The 20,425-nt window shown below is 59.6% G+C and carries 3 protein-coding genes and 1 pseudogene; 3 read left to right on the plus strand and 1 reads right to left on the minus strand.

Going from position 1 to position 20,425, the window contains the following annotated elements:
• Window positions 1-41 precede the first annotated feature (41 nt).
• Complete coding sequence (locus ACRQ1B_RS19985; protein WP_432295754.1) at window positions 42-17,561, minus strand: T1SS-143 repeat domain-containing protein; 17,520 nt, start codon at window positions 17,559-17,561, stop codon at window positions 42-44.
• A gap of 461 nt (window positions 17,562-18,022) precedes the next feature.
• Between ACRQ1B_RS19985 and ACRQ1B_RS19990 the strand changes: the two genes are divergently transcribed.
• The 3 genes and pseudogenes from ACRQ1B_RS19990 to ACRQ1B_RS20000 form a co-directional block, all read left to right on the plus strand.
• On the plus strand, window positions 18,023-19,549 hold the full coding sequence (locus tag ACRQ1B_RS19990) for a Wadjet anti-phage system protein JetA family protein (protein ID WP_432295756.1): 1,527 nt from the start codon (window positions 18,023-18,025) through the stop codon (window positions 19,547-19,549).
• On the plus strand, window positions 19,512-20,180 hold the full coding sequence (locus ACRQ1B_RS19995; protein ID WP_432295757.1) for a DUF4194 domain-containing protein: 669 nt from the start codon (window positions 19,512-19,514) through the stop codon (window positions 20,178-20,180). Before ACRQ1B_RS19990 ends, ACRQ1B_RS19995 begins: the two co-directional genes overlap by 38 nt.
• Window positions 20,180-20,353: pseudogene (locus ACRQ1B_RS20000) on the plus strand (ATP-binding protein); the annotation flags it as partial. The gene ACRQ1B_RS19995 and the pseudogene ACRQ1B_RS20000, both read left to right, overlap by 1 nt.
• Window positions 20,354-20,425: the final 72 nt, after the last annotated feature.

Consider the following 20,425-nt stretch of genomic DNA (forward strand, 5'->3'; position numbering starts at 1 on the left):
CGCTCGCGCGCCTCTCTCCTTTTCTGCTCCGGCTCCGCCCGTCAATGATGGGAAACATCAACCGTGTGCTTGTCGTCAAACAGGATTTTGACGGCTTCCGTATGGTTCTGCAGCACCGCCACATCCTTCCAGCTGTCGGTAGCCACCTGAACACTCACCGTTGTATCGGCGCCGGTGATCGTCGTCCTGACATTGGCCGCCGCCTCGTCTCCGTTCGCCTTATGGCCAAGCATGCTGTCGAGCAACTTGGAAACGTCCAGCACGTCGCCCTCACCTGCCTTGTAGTCGGTGACCACATCGGCCATGTCCAGAGACTGCAGCGCAGACGGATCGAGCACGAACGTGTCGGCACCGGCACCGCCGGTGAACTGCGTGAAACCCGCGCCGCCGACAAGGATATCGTCGCCGGCGCCGCCGATCACGACATGATCCGGCTGTCCGCCAAAGGCCGTATCCAAGCCGACTTCGAGGAAGTCGCCGGTCGAGCCGTCCGTCAGAGTAAAGTGTCCCTGTGAAAGCACGGCCTGACCGTCCTCGAACAACCCGTTGGTGACCGTCGCTTCCAGCGAAATGCTGGAGACCGCGTGATCGAACAGGCTCGACAATTCACCCGCATCGCTGACGCCGTCATTGTTGGCATCGATCCAGATGGACAGTTTCGAGAAGGCCTCGTCATGGGCATCGATCTTGCCGTCGCCATTGCTGTCGAGCGTGGCGAGAGCTGCCAGCCCGCTGGCATAATGACCACCGTTGAAGCTCGGCGTGAACAGTTCCGAACCGTTATCGATCTTTCCGTTACCGTCGAGATCGTATGCGAGGATGCCGTCGGTCGAGGTCCAGGCCACCTTGTCCTGATGTCCGTCGGCATTGATGTCGAAAGAGACACCGTTGTCGATCGAGGAGAAGGCGAAGCCGTTATGGTCTAGATCGAGGACGATAGGGTCACTGACGCTGCTCAAGGCATATTGGAAGTCGTCGACAACGATATGTCTGCTGCCGCTCCCTTCCGCCCCGGCAACATCGATCACCAGCTTGTCGATCAATCCCCAGTTCGCGGCAATGCTTGCAATCGACGAGACGCTGATCGCACTGGTGGCCGTGCCGATAACGGCGTTGTCGTTATAGCCGGTAATGGTCACGCTCAGGCCTTCGATCCAGGCCGCCGACAGTTTCACACCGGCGAAATAGAAGTCGGCATGGTCCGGCCGGGTAATGACGACCGGCTCGTTGCCGTAGGGCGTATACGCCACGTCGGAGCCGAAATTGTCATAGCCGGTGGTTTGGGTGTTTCCGATATACACGGCATAGGCATAATCCATCGCATATAGAGCATGCGCATTACCCGGTGCGCCCGGTATGGTCCAAGCAAACCCACCATAGGTCTCAATCTGGACGGCGTCGCTATAGGGAGCAACGTCCTCGAAGCCGAGCGTGGTGATTGCCCCAGCGTCATCCGCACCGCGAACGTCGATGTTCAGATGCGCCGTGTCCTTTGCCCCGGCCAGGTCGCTGACTTCATAGCTGAAGCTTTCGTGACCTGTCTGTCCGACCTTGAGCGCCTGTGTCACCGTCCGGCTGTTGTCGAGCGCATAGCTGTAACTGCCATCCGCCTTGATCGTCAGCGTACCGTACATACCATTGATGACCAGTCCGCCGGTTGTCATGGCCGAGCCGTTGGCCGCCGTTACCTTCATCGCATCAATGGCGTTGCCGCCGACCCCGATATTGCCGTCGGTGTCGTTGGCAAGCACGTTTCCGGTCGCGATTGGCGAACCGGCCAGACCGTTGGCGATACCGCCCGCTTCTATGACGAAATTGCTGTCATCCGTGGCTTCCGGAGCGACATTGACGACCTTGCCGATCTCAATTGCATAATCCACGATCCCGTCGTTTCCGGTGAAGGCAAGCTGCTCGACATTATGTGTCGTGGCGAGGACCAGACCATTTTTGGAAACGGTATATACGTCGCCGGTCTGCACATAGCTGTAGTCGGACCATTTGCCGGCAAGCTTGATGACATCCTGTCCTTCGCCACCCTCGACGACCACACGATGGTTCGAGGTCAGGCCGGTGAGATCGATCGTGTCGTTGCCGGCGCCGCCATCGACCGTAATGGTCGAGTAGGCAAGCCCGGTATCGTCCAGCGAGCCGCTAACGATCACGGTATCATTGCCGGCGCCCGTGTTGATCACGATGTCTTCGACACCATGGGTGGCAACCTCGTAATTGCTGCTTGTCGCGGCAACGGCGCCACTCGTCGTTTCGACATTGATGCCGACATGCGAGACACCGCCCAGCGTGATCCGGTTGATGTTGAACGTCTCGTCTTCGGATGAGCCGTTCATGACCTGGACATCGGTCCCGATCCCGCCTTCGACCTTGTCGCGACCGTCACCCGAATTCCAGATGAAGCGATCGTCTCCGGCACCGCCATCGATCGTATCATTGCCCTTGCCACCGATGATGACGTCATTGCCGTCATTGCCGGTGATCGTGTCACCGCTTGGCGAACCATAGAGGGTTTCGCCGGACAGGCCGCCGATCACCTTGTTGGCATTGTAGTTCGGGTAAGGAACGGAGTTCTTGTTGTCGATGATGAAGCCGGTCGATTCGCTGTTGCTGATCGAATTGTTCACCACGTTTTCGGTGATGTTGATGCGTGGGCCACGCGCCACCAGAGCACCGCTATCGGCGGTCGTAAAGCCGGCAAATGTGTTCTTGTCGATGTTGGAGTCGGTCGCATCGATGATGACGAGCGCGTTGCCGTATTTGACGCCGCCAGGCGCGATAATGCCCGAAATGCCCTCGATCGTATTCTTGTAGAAGTTGACGCCGGTCACCGCATAGGCGGCACCATCGCCATTGCCGATCACCACCAGACCACGCGGTGCATTTTCAGCGGTCGCCGGTGCCGTATCCACGAAGGTCTGGCCGTTGAACGTGTTGTTCTCGATCTTCAGGCCAGAAATCGGTCCCGTGCCCTTGGCGAGAAGAGCCGCGTCACCTTCCGCCGTTACGGTATTGCCCTGGATCAGAACATTGTTGTGGCGGCCGTCGATATAGATGGCGGCCTTTTCGCCGGCACCGGTGCCGTTCAGACCGATGATGGTGAAGCCGTGGCCGACGGAGCCGATGGTGACATTGTTGGCGTTGTCCTTAAGGTCGATCGTGCCGTTTGCCGTGCTCTCCTGCACACCATCGATGATGGTCGACCCGGCGCCGTCTTGCGACACCAGCGTCAGGTTGCCGCGGCCGATAACCAGATTTTCCTCGTAGGTGCCTGCAGCCACCACGATCTTGACGGCACCCGCGACCGGGAGCGACGCATTGATCGCATCCTGGATGTGGTCGAACGTACCGATCAGCCGGTTCGTGTTATCGAACAACTGCACCTTGTCGGTGAGATCGAGCGTGACATTGCCGAACTTCAGCACTTCGATGCTGGTCAGGGTATCGGAGCCTTCACCGGTGGCCGAGCTATTGCCGTCAGTTACCTTGGAGAAGCTGGTCACGAAGCCGCTGGCGTCGGCCAAGACGTCGATCGTGTAGCCGCTGCGGGCACCCGAATACACAGCCGTATCGATGCCGTTGCCGCCATCGATCGTGTCGTTACCGCCACGGCCTTCGATGATATCGTTACCGTCACCGCCCTTGAGAACGTTGGCAGCGCTTGTGCCGCGGATCACGTCATTGCCGATGCTGCCGGTAACATCCTCGAAATGGGTGATGGCGTCGATTGCCACCAGCGTGCCGCCGAGAGTGCTGCGGATCGCTGTTCCGGCCTGCAGATCAATGGTCAGTTGCTGCGAGACCTGGCTGAAGTCGAAATGATCGATGCCGTCGCCGCCATCCACCTGCTGGGAGATCGCCTGTCCGCCCGCCACGAACGTGTCGTTACCGCCATGCAGGTTTGCTTCCAGCTTCGTGGCCGAGGACACGTTCGAGAAATACACCGTATTGCCATTGTCGTCGCCGGTGACCTTCACCGTCTCGATGCCGGCAGAAGCCAGGTTCGAACCGTTATTCTGGCCGAAGACCAGCCAGTTGTAGCCCTTCACGTCGATATCGAGCGTCTCGATATTCCTGGCTGTCAGCGTCTTTTCGAAAGGCAGGTCGGCAGCGGTGCCGTCATTGACACTGATGCGCAATTCGCCGTTCACCGCGAAGATATCCTCGCGCAGATAAGGCGTGCCTGTCGGCGTCGTCACCTTCAGTGTGTCGGACCCGGCACCGCCGTTCACCGTATCGGCTCCCTGACCAAGGGTGTAAAGGATGACGTCATCGCCGTCATTGCCGATGATCGTATCGCCGCCCGGCGTGCCTTGCAGGATTTCGCCAGCGCCGCTGCCGATCACCTTGTTGGCATTGTAGTTCGGGGTGGTGCCCTTGTTGTCGACGATGAAGCCGATCGATTGGCTGTTATGGGCGCTGTTGTCCACCACGTTTTCGGTAATGTTGGTATCGCCGCCGCGCACCCGCAGGCCGGCAGCACCGCCAGTGGTGTAGCCCGTGATCAGGTTGTGGTGAATGTTCGAGTTCGTCGCATCGATCGTCACCAGCGTATTGCCGTATTTGGCGCCAGTCGCATCGCTGCCGCCGGCAACGCCATCAACGACGTTATTGGTGAAATCGACCCATTTGACTGGCAAACCGGCATTGATCACCACCAGTCCGCGCGGAACATTGTTGTCCAGCTTGAACTGATCCGGCACCCCGTTCGGTGGTGTCGGGCCCGGCACCTGAACGGTGTCGCCCACAAAGGTCTTGCCGTTGAACAGGTTACTGTCGATCTTCAGCCCGACGATCGTGCGGCCATATTCGGTCAGCAGCGCCTCGTCGCCTTGGGCCGTGACCGTATTGCCTTGAATGGTGATGCTGTTGTGGTCGCCCTGGATATAGATGGCAGCCTTTTCGCTGGCACCGTTGCCGTTCAGCCCGAAGACCGTGAAGCCGTGGCCGATGGAGCCGATGGTGATTGCGTCGGCGCCGGTCTTGATCTCGATCGCGCCCTGTTCCGTTCCGGACTGAACGCCATTGATGATGGTCGTGTCGGCACCATCGCGGGAGATCAGGGTGAGATTGTCGCGGTCGATGACGAGGTTCTCGTCATAAGTACCAGCCGCAACCACGATTTTCACTGCACCTGCAACCGAAGCGGAAGCGGTGATCGCGTCCTGAATCTTGTCGAACGTGCCGATCAGCGTATTGCTGCTGTTGAACAGCTGGACCTTGTCGGTGAGATCGAGGGTCAGGTTGCCGAACTTCAGCGCCTCGACATCCGTGAGCGTGTCCTTGCCTTCGTCCGTTCCGGTCACAACGGTTTCGGTCACTGTCGTAAAGGCCGTCACGAAGCCGCTTGCGTCGGAAACCACACCGATCGTGTAATTGCCGCGGGCATCGTCGTAGACCGCCGTGTCATAACCCGATCCACCGCCGATCCGGTCATTGCCGGCACCGCCACGGATGGTGTCGTCACCATTCTGGCCGTAAAGCGCGTCATTGCCTTCGCCGCCATCGATCTTGTCGTTGCCGTCGCCGCCATAGACGGTATCGTTGCCGGCATCACCATAGATGGTGTCGCTGCCGCCTTCGCCGTGCAGTTCGTCATCGTCGGCGCCGCCATGGATTTCGTCATTGCCGTCGCTGCCGTAGATCCTGTCCTCGCCAGCATCACCATAGAGAATGTCGTCGCCGGAGCCGCCATTGATGCGGTCATTGCCGTCACCGCCCCAGATCGTGTCGGCACCGTTGCCGCCTTCGAGGCGGTCGTCACCACCCAGACCGGAGATCCAGTCGTCACCGTCGCCGCCGACGATATGATCCGCCTGCGCATTCGAACCCTGCAGGAAATCCGCGCCCGCGCCGCCGTCAATATAGATCGGATCGGTGCCGGACGTGTAGCCTGTCGGCAGCATGATCACGTCGCTGAAGGCCGTGCCGATGAAGCGCTCGACGCCGGAAAGCGACCCCGGATAGTTGGCACGATCGAACACAAAACCGTTGGCTGCAACCAACTGGATCGTGTCGATACCATCGCCGCCGTGGATGCTGTCGCTTTCGCCCGAGCGGTTGCCGAGAACGACCGGCTTGGTCGTGCCGTCGCCGATGGTGAAGTTGCGGCTGCCTTCGCCGCTGGCATCGTCGATGTCGGCCGTGATGATGAAGGTGTCATTGCCGTTGCCGCCATAGAGCGTGTCGGCACCCTTTCCGGAAGTGATGATATTCGCCCCGTCATTGCCGATGATCGTGTTATTGCCATCGTCACCGACGACGTTGATCGGCGCCGTGCCGGTCAGCGTCAGCTTCTGGACGCCATTCAGTGTCAACGTGATGCCGGTCTGGTCCGAGGCACCGAAGACCGTCAGGTTTTCCCTGGTGATGGTTGCAGTCTTGGTTGTCAGGCTGCCGACCAGTTCGATGCGATAACCGGCGGATGCCGCGTCGTTGGCGTCCTGGATCGTATCGAACGTGCCGACCAGATTATTGCCGTTGAACAGCCGCACCGGATCGAGCAGGTCGAGCGTGATATCCGGGAACTTGATGATCTCGATCCCGAACAGGGAGTCGATATTCGTGCCCGGACCCGACATGCCGGTATATTCGTCGGCCGTGGCCGTGGCTGTCACTTCCCAGATCTGGCGTGTCTGGTTCCAGACGACGGTATAGTTGGCTGCGCCGCTGAGATAGGCCGCAGTGTCACTTTCACCGGCGGTGGCATAGAGGTCCGATCCGGTATTGGTCGTGCCGTTGCCGAAGATGTTGTCGGACGCCTTGCCGCCCCAGAACGTATCGTTGCCGGTGCCGCCGATCAGCGTATCCGCGCCGTCGCCGCCGTAAAGCGTGTCATTGCCGACATTACCGAAGATGACGTCATTATCGTCATCGCCATAAAGCGTGTCGTTGCCATCGCCGCCGAACAGATAGTCGGCACCGGCACCGCCGTGCAGGATGTTGTCACCGGCGCCACCGATCAGGATATCGGCCGCCTTGGAACCATAGGCCTCGGTGATCGCGCCGAGCTGATCGATACCGACCACATCGTCGGTCACACTGGCACGGTCGGTCGCGGTATGTGCCGCAACACTCTCGCCACCGAGAAGATTACGGATTTCAGCCGGCATATCGGCTGTCGACAGGTCGGAGAGGTTGACGAGAACACCGGTCTCCAGCGCCGAATAGTTGATCGAGCCTATCGTGCCGGCCGCATCGATGCGGACGGTGAACGTTCCGGCCGTGGCGCTGACATCACCATCGAAATCGACTGCCTTGAAATCGAAGGCGAGGTCGATGAAATGCTGGTTGTCGGCATTCGGTGCCGGATGGTCGAGCGGCTGGTTGAGGACGAAATTATAACCGCTGGCGCCAAGCGTTACCGCAAACACGACGGAAGCGTCGGTAGCCGAAGCCGGAACGGTCGCAGCGGTGGACAGGTAGGCCAGAATGGTGGTCGCGCCGATCTGGATATAGTTCAGCGTCACACCGTTCGAACGCAGCCCGGTCATCGCGCTGGAGCCGCTGACGGCGGGTGCCGCATCACCGGAGAAGATGAAGGGAACTGCCCCCTTGCCGTCGCTGCCGAAATCGGCAGACAGCGCATGGTCGTTGGAAGGCGAACCGGCGGCCTCCTCGATGGTCACGCCGGCTGCTGCGCCCGAGGGCGCCGTCGGCAGATAGTCGCCAAAGGTCAGCTTGAAGGCGCGGTCAAGCGTATCGCCATCGCCATCCACGGCAACCGCCGTCAGGTTCAGCGTAATATCCGCGAGGTTCGCGCCGCCGGAGCCGACATGATCGAGCGGCTGGAAAAGCGCCACGACATAGGCGGAGTTCGTGCCCTGGGAGTTCAGGGACACGATGAAGACAGGCGCATGGCTGGCATCGCCGCTCTTGTAGGCCACGAGTTCCTGATCGACCCCGTTGGCGGCGGTGCGAATGTCATAGGCGAGCGTCTCGCCACCGGATTTCAAACCGAGCGCATCGAGAGTGCCGGCCGTGCCCGCCTTGAATTCCAGATGGCGGCCGACAAAGGCCGAACCGGCATTGCCGCTCTTTGCGAAGGCATCCGCATTCCAGTCGATGTTGAGGCCGAAGCTTTTGGTCAGCACAACCGGACCCATGTCCGCTTCGGAAACCGAGCCATTGACCGGAGCACCGGTTTCCTGCGGAACACTGTCATTGACCTTGACCGTGAAGGCCGCATCGACGGCATCGCCGTCGCTGTCGGTGACCGTGAAGCCGAGCGTCACGTTCTGGAGATTGCTGCCGACCGCATGATCGAGATTGCCGTACAGTGTGAAGGAATAACGACCGCTGTTGAGATCCGACAGCGTTGCCGAGAAAACACGCGCCGCATCAGTCGGCGCCACGCCGAGGTCACCACCACCGGCCGATGCGTAATGCACTGCAGGGGTTTCAGGCGACGTGTAGGACATGCCGTTATAGACGCGATATGCCGTCACCGTCGTGCCGTCGGCAGACAGGACATACTGAAGCTGGAAACCGTTGGAGGTCAGTCCGGACGGCATGCGATCGGCATCGAAGACGACCGAACGGTTGGCAAGTGCCGTGTTGGCATCGTCTGCCTTCCAGTCGATGTTCAGGTCGACATTGCTGATGGTTTGCGGAAGGAAGGTGTTGCCACCGGCATTGTTCGTCGTTGCCTCATCGATCGAACGGATGCCGATCGATCCAACCGTCGGGATCGTGTCGACCACCGTGACCGAGAACGAACCGGTATCGGTATCGCCGTCGCTATCCTTGGCGATCACGCTGAAGCTCAGCTTGGCGTTGACATCATTGCCGGTGCCCTTGTGGTCGATGCTGTCCAGCAGCGTGAACGTGTAGCTGCCGTCCAGGCTGTCGGAGAGCGACACCCTGAAAATCTCGGTCGTGCCGGCCTTCGCCGTCAGTTCCGTCCGGTCGGCGGAGAGGAAGTACTTGATGGCAATGCCATCATGGGTGAAGGCAGAAGTGGCGTTATTGAGGGCCGCATCGAATGTCAGCGAGCGGTTGGCGCTACCCTGGTTGTTGTTGTCGGCACCCCAGTCAATGCCGAGCCTGCCGATCTGGATGGCAGATTCCGGGCTGTCGGCGATGATCACGTCCCAAAGGGTGGCGGGCAGTGAATCCTCGTTGACGGTCTCGTTCTCGATGGCACCGAATACCGGCTTGTCGTCGGCAACCGTCACCGTGAAGCTGCTTGCCGCCGTATCGCCGTCGCTGTCCTTCGCCGTGAAGGCAAAGCTCAGCGGCAGGCTGTCGCTGTTCGACGCATGGTCGATATTGTCATAGAGACGGAACGTGTATTTTCCCGAACCATCCTCGCTGAGCGAGACGGTGAAGACGACCTTCGTCAGCAGGCCGCCGCCGGTGTAACCGGTCAGCACCGTCCGGTCGCTGTTGAAGGCGTATTTGATCGCATCGCCATCGGATGTCAGGCCGGCTGGTGCCGTCAGGTTGTTGGCGAAGGCAACCGCGATATGCGGGTTGTTCGATGCATCGCGGTTGTCGGCGCCCCAGGAAATGTTGAGATCGCCGGTGTGAACCGTCGTCGAATTGCCGCCGATGAAGCCGAGGCCGCTTTCGGAAACCAGGCCGGCTGCCGGCGTGCCGATGTAAGGCGCATCGTCGTTGACTACAACCTGCACGTTGCCGGTTGCGGTGTCGCCGTCACCATCGGTGATGGTGAACTTGAAGTTGATCGCGATATCGTCCTCGGTATTGGCGACACTGTGGTCGAGAGGCCGCAGCAGTGTGAACGTGTAAGCGCCGTTGGCGATATTCGTCAGTTCGAAGGTGAAGACAGCAACATTGCCGGCCTTCGCCGTCAGCGTGTGCGTGGCCGTATCGAATGAATAGGTCAGCGAGGTGCCGAACGATTTCAGACCGGTGTTTTCAACCTGGATCTTGAAGTCGTTGGCGGTCGAGGCCGACTTGCCATCCGTGCCGAAGCTGTAGGACAGGTTGCCCGAAGCGGTGTTGGAGGTGGCGGCGGCGTCACCGGCATAGGCAGGCTTGCCGCCATTGCCGGAAGCAAGACCGTCCTCGTCAACGGTCAGCGTCACCTGCGTCGACGAAACGGTCGGACCGTCGTCACGCACGGTGATCGTCAGCGCGCTGCTGCTGGTGCTCTTGGCCGCATCGCCGTCATAGTCGGTGGCGACGACCGAGACATGCACGCCCGTCAGGCTACTGCTGTCATCCGGGTTGTACATGTTGCCGTGCTTGATTGGCACATACTGCGCCATGCTGACGATGCCGTTATTGTCGATCGACAGGGCAATGACGGCAGGACCGTTTGCCGACGTCTTGCCGACGACGATATCGCCGACGGAATAGAGTTTGATGGCAGAACCATCCAGCGTCTTCAGCCCGGAATCTTCGCCGTTGAAGGCCGCTCCAGTCTTGGTTGTCAGCGACAAAACCGTATTGCCGGCACCATCGGCACCATAGGCAGTACCCGCTGTGGTCACCATCGCGACAGCGTTCTGCGCCCAGTTGAGCACCGTGCCGTGAGCGGTGAAGGCGATTGGTGCCGCGGCCGATTTGTCATCGGTGCCTGTCTGGACAGCCGCCGTTTCGTCCAGCACCAGCGCCTCGCTGTTGACGGCAACCGCCGCAACGGGCGCATCGTCATCAATGCTGACCGAGAAGCTGCCGATCGCGGTCTTGTCGCCATCGCTGTCGGCGGCGCGGAACTTGAAGGTCAGGTCGATATTGTCTTCGCTGTTGGCGACCGGATGGTCGAGCTTGCCGAGAAGATCGAACTTGTAGCTGCCGTTCGCATCCGTCGGATCGATCGTCACCTTGAAGATTTCGGCATTGCCGGCCTTCGCCGTCAGCACGTAACCGCCATTCCAGTTGTTGGCACCGTTGAGATAGCTGATCGAGTAGGTCAGCGCCACGCCACCGGAAGTCAGTGCGGGCAGACCGAGATTCGCAGCCGAGACGGAACCCGTACCGAGATCATTGTTGCCGCTGCCGACGAATGAAACCGTGCGACCGATCTGGTCGCCGGTGCCATTCTTGAGATCCGCATCCTGGCCCCAGTTGACGCCGAGACTGACCTTGTTGGTCGTCGTTGCCTCACCGGCCGCATCGCTGGATGCATAAGGTGCCGGAGCACCGGCAATGCCATTTGGCGTCAGGCCATCTTCGTCCACGACGGAGGAAGCCGCCGTGAGGCTGGCCAGCGAAGGTGTCGTGTCGAGAACGGTAACCTCGAAGCTGGAAGTCACGCTGTCGCCGTCGCTGTCCGTCGCCTTGAAATTGAAATCGAGGTCGATCGCCGAACCGACGCCGCTGCCGGGGTTGAAACTTTGCCGGCTGCTGAAATGATCAAGATTGTCGAGCAGCGTGAACGTGTAGCTACCCCTATCAACGTCGGAGACCGAAACCGTGAAGACCCGCGCAGCATCGACGGCTGCCGTGCCCAGATCCTGACCTTCCGCGCCGATATAATGACCATTGGCAGCAATACGATAGGCTGTGAGGACAAGGCCATCGGCCGATGTCTTATAGACGACCGGGATGCCGTTCGACGTCAGGCCGGAGGGGGCGGAATTGCTGACCAGCACCACGGAGCGATTGCCGTTGGCCGAAAGGTTGCCTCCGTTGACGGTGGAATTGCCCTGATCGGCGCCCCAGGAAATGTCGAGGGAGCCGTTCTTGGAACCATCGCTGCTACCGATAGCAACCTCTGCGACACGCGAATCCTTCGGATTGCCGATGACCGGCGTATCGTCATCGACGATGACCGAGAATGAGTTGCCGACCTGATCGCCATCGGCATCGGTGGCGACGAACTTGAAGTCGATCTTCAGGTCGTTTTCTTCACCTCCGCGCACATGATCAAGATTGCGCAGCAATGAGAACGTGTAGGAACCGGAGCTCTGGTCCGACAGTTCGACCGTGAACACGGCCGGGCCATTTTCACCCGCAGTTGCAGTCAGGAGCGTGCCGTTGGCGCTGACCGTATAAACCAGTTGGACGCCGTTGGAGGTCAGGCCGGTCGGTGCAGCCATGTCGCCGAAGGTGACCGAGCGGTCCCCGGCCTGCGGCTGGCCGACAATGCCGCCGTTGACATGGATATTGGCATCGTCCGCGCCCCAGGAAATGTTGAGCGAGCGCGTGGTCACCGTATCGACCAGCGTCATGTCGCCGGCGCCGAACAGCGGTCCCGGATTGCCGTTGCCGGATGCCAGCGGGCCGCCGTCTTCATCAACGGCACCATCGAAGAAAGGACCGAGCACGACCGGCTTGTCGTCGGCGATCGCCACGTTGAAGCTGCCGGCCAAAGCGGCATCACCATCCGCATCGGTGCCAACGAAGGTGAAGGTCAGCTTCACGCTGTCAGAACCGATCGCGTGATCGAGTTCGCCCTTCATCTCGAATGTGTAGGAACCGTTGGTCGAGGTTGGGTCGAGCACGACCTGGAACACGACGGGGCCGTTGGCGCCCTTGTAGGCGGTCAGCGTCTGCCCGCCATTGGTATCGTTGACGACACGGTAGACCAGCGCGACGCCGCCGGAAGACAGCGAGCCGCCTTCGGCGCTCAGGCCGGGAACGGCCGTCAGGTAGGAACCTGTGGTGACCTTCGTCGCGTCCGTGCCGAATTGCACGCTGCGGCCAAAAGTGTCGCCGTTTGTCGTACCGCGCTTGTCGTCATCCGCGCCCCAGGAAATGCCGAGCGATGCGCCCACCCTGGTGATATCGCGAAGAGTCTCGTCGGTCAGCGGATAGGTCGAAATGTCGTCTTCCGTCAGCGATACATTGCCGGCCACGCCCTGCACAGGCTTGTCGTCGGCAATCGTCACCTCGAAATTTCCGGCAGATGCGGCATCGCCATCGGCATCGGTGCCGACGAAGGTAAACTTCAGCGTTACGGCGTCCGAGCCGGATGTATGGTCAAGTTCGGCCTTCATCTCGAATGTGTAGGAACCGTTGGTCGAGGTCGGGTCGAGCACGACCTGGAACACGACCGGGCCGTTGATGCCCTTGTAGGCGGTCAGCGTCTGGCCGCCATTGGTGTCGTTGACGACACGATACACCAGTGCCACGCCTCCGGAGGAAAGTGCACCACCGTCGGCGGTCAGACCAGGGATGGAGGTCAGCACAGCGGTCGTGCCTGCTTTCGCTGCGCTGGTGCCGAACTGTACGGTACGGCCGAACGTGTCGTTCGCACCGCTGCGGATGTCGTCATCGGCACCCCAGGAAATGCCCAGCGAGGCCGCCGCCGTCTTGGTGACGTCGGTCTGTGTGGCATCCGTCGCCGGATAGGTGGAAATATCGTCTTCCGTCAGCGAAACGTTTTCCGCCGTGCCCTGTACCGGCTGGTCGTCGGCAATGGCGATACGGAAAGTGCTGCGGCCGGCATCGTCGCCATCCGCATCCGTGCCGACGAAGCCGAAGGTCAGGTCGATGCTGTTGGAGCCGGAAGCGTGATCCAGCTCGCCCTTCAGTTCGAAACTGTAGGCGCCGTTCGTGGCCAGTGCATCGACCTTGGCGATGAAGACAACGTCGCCGGACACCGAGCCCTTGTAGGCGGTCAGGATCTGGCCGCCGTCAACCGTGTCGGTGACAACGTAGACAAGTGCGACACCACCCGAAGACAAAGTGCCGCCGGAAATCGACAGACCGACTGCGCTGGCACTGGAATAGACATTGGCGCTGGCTGCTACATGGGCTGAGGCAGTGGTCGCGAAATGCACGCTGCGGCCGTAATTGTCACCTTCGCCGCGCGTATCGTTGTCCGCACCCCAGGAAATGCCGAGCGAGCGGTTTTCGATCTTCAGCGGATCGGAATTCGGTGTCGCATCGGTTGCAGTATAGTTGGAAACGTCATCTTCGTTGAGGCCGCTATTGCCCTGCACGCGGCCCTGCACCGGCTTGTCGTCGAGAACGGTGACGGTGAACGAGCCCCCCACGTCATCGCCATCGGAATCGGTTGCGAGGAAGTCGAAAGCGAGGTCAATCCTGTTCTCGCCGCCACCGGTCGGGTGATCGAGTGTTGCCTTCAAGAGGAAGTCGTAGCGGCCCGCGCCGAGAATGCCGTCGTCGCTGACGGTGACCTGAAACACGACCGTGCCGGTCTCGGCGCTTGCGCCGGTATAACCGATCAGCGTGCGGCCGTCGTCGGCAATGTGATATTTGACCTCTAGGCCGTTGGACTTGAGGACCGTGCCGTCACCATAGGTGACCGACGTGCCTTCGCTGACGCTGTCGAACACCACAGAGCGGTCATGCAGGCCGGCGCCGCTGGTCGGGTTGTTGTTGTCCGAACCCCAGGCGATGCCGAGCGTGCCAAAGGAGCTTTTCTGCGTCAGGTTGACATGACCGATGAACGGCAGCGTGAAGTCCAGGTCACCGGCGCCGGACGTATCCTCGTTGCCACCCGGCAGGTCTTCCTCTTCCACCGTGCTGTTAGTCGCACCGAGCCAGACCGGCGCATCATCGATGACGTCGATCGAGAAGCTGCCACCGATGGCATCGCCATCGGCGTCCGTCGCGGTAAATTCAAAATTGAGCTTCAGCGTATCTTCCGAACCCTCGCCGAGATGGTCGAGATTGCCGAGCAGTTCAAACTTGGCATTGCCGCCGTCAGTGGTCGGATCCAAGGTCAGACGGAAGATCGCATCGCCATGGGTGTTGAATATCTTGACCATCTGGCCGCCATTCGCCAGATCGGTGATGTCACCGGCCTCCAGCGCGTAACCGTCGGAGGTCAGGCCGACAAGCGCCTCGGTCAGCTTGCTGAAGGCGAGCGTGCGATGCACGGTCGCATCGATGTCCCCGACCTTCGCATTGTCCGAACCCCAGACAACGCCGAGGTCGGCGGAGCTGCTCAGGCTCTCGCGCGGGCGCACATCGTTTCCGCCGCGCAGGTCGTCTTCATCGACGCTCGCAAGCGTGACCGGCTTGCCGACAGTCGGCACATCGTCCTTGACAGTGACGGTGAACGCGGACGTGCCGGTGTCGCCATCCGCATCCTGCGCAGTGAAGGCGAAGTTGATGGCGAGGCTGTTTTCACCAGAACCCTTCGGATGGTCGAGATTGCCTTCGAGCTTGAATTCATAAGAACCTTTGTCGGTGTCGGACAGGGTTACAGTGAACACCGTCTGGCGAACGGTGCCTTCGCCCTCGATCGCCGGAACTTCCTTGTAGGCCGTCAGGATCGTGCCGTTATCGCTGAGTTCATATTTCAGCGCGATGCCATCAGAGGTGAGATTCTGGGCCGAAAGAGCGTCGATATTTGGAGCCGTAAAGCCGACGCCACGATCGTTGACCGTGTTGGTGATGCCACCGTTTTCGACGGCGTTGCCGTTATCCGCACCCCAGTTGATGCGCAGGCTGCCACCGACAGTCAGATTGTCGGCGGAGATGACACGCAACAGCACCGGGGTTGCCGGTTGGCCGGGCTCCTGCGAACCCGGCTCTTCGGAAGCGCGCGCCGGATTGCCGCCGAAAAGCTTGTCTTCATAGATATCGCTGGCCTCACCACCGGCAAAAGTCAGCGTGTCATCCACAACATTCACGGCAAACGTGCTGGAGGCCGTATCGCCATCGGAATCCGTGGCAGTGTAACCGAAGGTCAGCACCAGCGTGTTCTCGCCGTTTCCACCTGCACCCGGCGCATGATCGAGCGTCTTCAGAAGCGTGAATTCGTAAGAACCGCGGCCAAGATCGGACAGCGTCACGGTGAAGACGATGTTACCTGCCCCCTCGCCGGTCAGCGCCGTCGGCGCGATAGTGCCGGTGTAAGCGACGAGAGTGTCGCCGAAGAGCGTGAGCGTGAGCGTTTCGCCGCCCGAGGTCAGCGCCTCGCCGTAAGCGCCGGAAACCGTCATGGTCTGGGTGAAGGCAACCGACCGGTCCCCCGCAGCACCGGAGCCATTGTTTCCGTTGTCGGAACCCCAATCGATATTGAGCGAACCGCCCGACTTGGCGGACAGGCCGTCTGCCTCGTCATTGCCGTTGGTGAGTGCCTCATCCTCGACGGTCGATGCCGTGCCGCCATTGGCGACCGGAACGTCGTCAACGATGCTGACGGTAAACGTGTTGGCGGCCGTGTCGCCGTCTGCATCCTGCGCGGTAAAACCGAAGGTCAGCATCGCGGTGTTCTGGTTGACCCCGGCGGCATGGTCGAGCGGCTTGACCAGCGTAAACGAATAGGAACCGTTTCCGGCGTCCGAAAGCGACGCATGAAATACGACGCTGGTCTCGGAAACCGAAGCAGGAACCGTGCTGCCGGTGTAACCGATCAGCGTGCCGTTGATCAGAACGGTGTTGACGGCCTGGCCGAGCGAGGTCAGCGCCGTTCCATAAGCGCCGGCAACCGCGACATTGGCATTGGTGAACACCACCGAGCGGTCGTTGCTGCCGCCGGCATTGGCGGAATCCGCGCCCCAGTCGATGTTCAGCGAAACGCCGGTCACCGACGCGGTAACGATGCCGTCGACATTGCCGCCCGGCAGGGCTTCGTCCTGAACGGTCGATGCTGCACCGGCAACGGCTGTCGGGCCGTCATCGCCGACGCTGATGGTGAAATTGGCAGAAACCGGAAAACCGGCTTTGTCTTGAACCGTATAGCTGAATGCCAGGTTGAGTATGTCGGAAGCGCCGATGCTGCCGGCACCCGTATGATCGAGCGGCTGCTGAAGCGTGAAGGTGAAAGCGCCCGTCGTCACATCGGTGACGACCAGTGTGAAGACGATCACGCCACTGGCTGAACCAGTGAGCGTCAGGATTGGGTTGGTGTCCGTGCCACTTTCCACGAAGGTCGTGGCAACGGCGACGCCACCGGATGTGAGAGCGCCGGCCAGCGCCACGCTGCGGACGGTGCCGAATTCACTGCCGGGATCGAAGTTGAGCCTGCCGTTGAACGTGCCCTGCTCGAATGCTCCGCTTGCGCTGGTGGATTCGACAATGCCGGAAAGGAAGGTCGAATCCAGCGGCGTCGGCTCATCTCTGCCGGTCTCGGAGCCGCCCGCTGGATCAGGATCCCCGAACGAAGTGTCACCGAGCAGATCGGCAAGCTGGAGGGGGCCGTTCTGGCTCTGCTGAATGCTGTCCTCAAAATTGCCGCCGGAACTGCCGGGGCCTGAACTTGCGGAATACGAGCCGTCGGGACCGGCCGCCACGCTGATGCCGCTGTCCTCCAGCGCCGCGATGAACGTCTGTTGCGGCAGTTCGACATCACCAAGAAGGATTGTCGGCACCTTGGTTGCACCATTGACGATGATGATCTCGGTGCCATCCGCTTGCACAAGGATCAGGTTGGCGCCCTCGATGCGAATGTCATCGATCGAGACGGTCGCGGCCAGGCGTACGATGTTAGCCTCGTCCGGCGTCATCTCGGTAACAGCAGGCACAACAGTGGCGGACGGCGCACCGGCTGCGGTCGGAAGCCGACCACTTGTCGGTGCTGCTTGTGCCATCTCGACCGCGTCACGATCCTGCCTCTGATCGTTTTCCGACAGCGAAATCTCTTCGGCTACGTCGGAATGAAAATGGTCAGCAGCAGTCTGTTCGGTTGCGACGGATACGCGCAGATCTTCGACGGACATAAGGAACCCCCTGGCTATATTCGGGACAAGGAGCGCCGTTCTCGTCGGAAACGCAATATTTCGTTAACCTTTGCGATATACTCGGTTATGCGCAAACATCTGTTTATTTAAAGACAGTTAATATCGGTGGAAAAACAATACCGAAAAAGGTTTCGCAAACTATAGGGACCACAAAAACAGACGGCTGCTTAGTTTTCCCGCTTGGCATACCCCCACCGTCTTATCCTCTCCCGAAAAAGCGCAGAAACGGTTTGGCCGTTCGGCGGGCCACCTGAGACAGCCTTGAGAGGCCAAAAACAACCGAAAATTGATTTTTATCCTACCGGCACACTTCTTTATGCTGATATTCAATCAGAAAACCGGAGGAGAGCCCGTGTATTGTCCCAGGCCAGAAAGACTGCAGCAAGAGCGGCAGCCGACAAAACGACCAAATTTTCAAAATTGACATGAAGTAAGCGCCGATGCTTTTTGGCAAGCTTCATACCGACATATTTTTGGTCTTCGCCGGACCGAACCGGCATTTTTATGAATTGACGATCGAGAAGATCTACGGGCGCTTTTATCAAGCCGAGATCTATTTCCCCAGCCAAAACGACATACTCAAGCTTATCTATGAGCAACTGGGCGATCATCCTCATCTTTGGCGAGATGAAGATGTACCGGTTGTCCTCGATCAGTTGGCGACAGGAAAGGGACGCCGGATCCGACGCCGCGGCAACGAGATGGCGGATGCCGCGGCAACCGGCGATGCGATGGCGCGGGCACGGCATGTCTACTACCGCCTTATCGGGACTGGCTGGCTGGAGCCAATCCATTACGGCTTGAAAATTACCGTCGACATGCCACCTGGCGCCATGCGCCTTGCTGAATTCCTGTGTGACCTGAAAACCGGTGTCTCCGAGCTGCTCGGCGGTTTGATTGTGCAGGTCAAAACCAATCTTGATCACCTGCAACTGAACGCCCGTGAAAATGCTCTCGGCCTTCACAAGGCGGCACGCGACGCCGCCTCATTCGGACGATATATGCGCAGCGTCCTCTCGTCCTTGCGGGAGATCGACAAGCAGGTCGTCGCGAGCGAAAACATCAGCGATCGCCTGAGGCACTATTTCGAGGATTTCGTCGAACGTGTTTTGCTTCAGGATTATGCCGCGATAACCACAACCTCACACCCCTATCGTTACCGCTTTAGAATCATTGAGGCGCTCAACAGGCTTGAAGATTCCATCACGGACATCTCAGCGATCGCAGAGACCTATCTCGAAGCACGGCTGGCAACCAACAATACCTCTGCCCACGAGCTCGTACACGAGGATCTGCAACGTATCCGCAATGTCTTCGAGCAGATCGAGGATGCCTTTGAAGCCATTCAGCAGCATCGCTCAAGACTTGAGACCCGATTGCGCAACACGGTCCGATATGCAGGACGCCGCAGCGGCGGTTTTATTCTTCGCAGCAGTTTGGTCCTGCTCAGGCTCGACAGATTGGTTGCCGCTGGCAAGGCCAATACCATGCTACAAGGTGTGATCGAGCCTCGCCTTTTTCCGTTGTCACCCTTTCTTCTGGCGCGTCCCCGGAATGCAAGACAACCGATTGTCGGCGACGCGCTGTCGCTGCCGCCAGTCGATCCTGTCTGGGAACGGCGAAAACAACTTGAGCGCATCTATATCCAGCGACTGACTATCCGGCCTGAACAGGTCGTGCATTTTCTTGAGAGCCGGGTGCCATTGTTTGGAGAGATCGAGGCGAGCCACTTCAGGATCGACACCGTCGATGATTTTCTTGCCTTCGAAGCCTTGCGCCTGATCGCACACACGAGCGTGCAAGAAACGCCGGACGGCGGCAAGTCGGTCGAAAGCCCGCTTGCCTCCATTCTTGCCAGACATTTCATCCTAAAACCGATTACTGACACCGTCGTCGACAATGAATGGTTGCAATGCGCAAATTTCAGCGTTGCCCGCAGGCAAGACCTATCAAATCGGGGGAACTGACATGCTCATCGAATTTCGCAATCTGGAAGAGCGTGATCCAAAGCGTTTGCAAAGGGTTACACAGGTTATCCATCACTTGCTGCGCCACCAGTTCCTGCATCTCGATGATCGCGGCTCGCCCGGCATGATGGAAACATTGCTCAGACCTGACATTGAAAAACTGGTCGCCAGCTATTTCGAGGTGGCCGGCTATCGTCTCGTCGTGCGCGATATTGAAGGCTGGGCAGGCATTCTCCCTGATACTGAAGTCATCACAGGGCCGCGCATGCGCATTGACGAAACACTGGTCCTACTTCTCATGCGCCGTCTTTGGGGAGAAGGAGATCTTGGAAAATACGGCAATATGCACACAACGCTGAACGAGGCTTATGACGCCTATCAGGACATGGTAGGCGGCGCACGTCGGCCAGCCCTGGGAATTGTCGAATTCCGAAACCTCGTACAATCGCTTGAACGGCGGGCGATCGTCAGGCTCGGAGAGTACGACGACGAGGCGCGCGACATGCTTCTGACCATTCGCGCGCTGGTCGATACAGTAAGCGGCACACAGCACCTGATGCAGGTCGAACAGCTTCTATTTCAAGGAAGCGACGATGAGACATCTGCCGAAAACGAGGACGCAGCAGAATGATGCAGCTCAGCCGTATCTCGCTCATCCAATGGCATCTTTTTAGCCGCGAAGACCTGGACGTTGTCGGCAATGGCGCAATTCTTGGCCAGAACACCTCAGGGAAATCCACACTGATCGACCTGATTCAGGCCGTCATGGCCGGAGGGTCCAGCCGCTATTACGATTTCAATCGATCCGCTGGCGAAACCGGCGGACGCCGATCGGAGCGAACCCTGCGGGGCTATTGCCTCGGACAACTCAACGAA

This window comes from Endobacterium panacihumi, from assembly GCF_050847465.1.
Lineage (GTDB): Bacteria > Pseudomonadota > Alphaproteobacteria > Rhizobiales > Rhizobiaceae > Neorhizobium > Neorhizobium panacihumi.

What these genes read in the sequence shown, in the direction of transcription:
- ACRQ1B_RS19990 (WP_432295756.1), top strand. Translation starts at nt 18,023, where the DNA reads ATGCTTTTTGGCAAGCTTCATACCGACATATTTTTGGTCTTCGCCGGA.
- ACRQ1B_RS19985 (WP_432295754.1), bottom strand. Translation starts at nt 17,561, where the DNA reads ATGTCCGTCGAAGATCTGCGCGTATCCGTCGCAACCGAACAGACTGCT.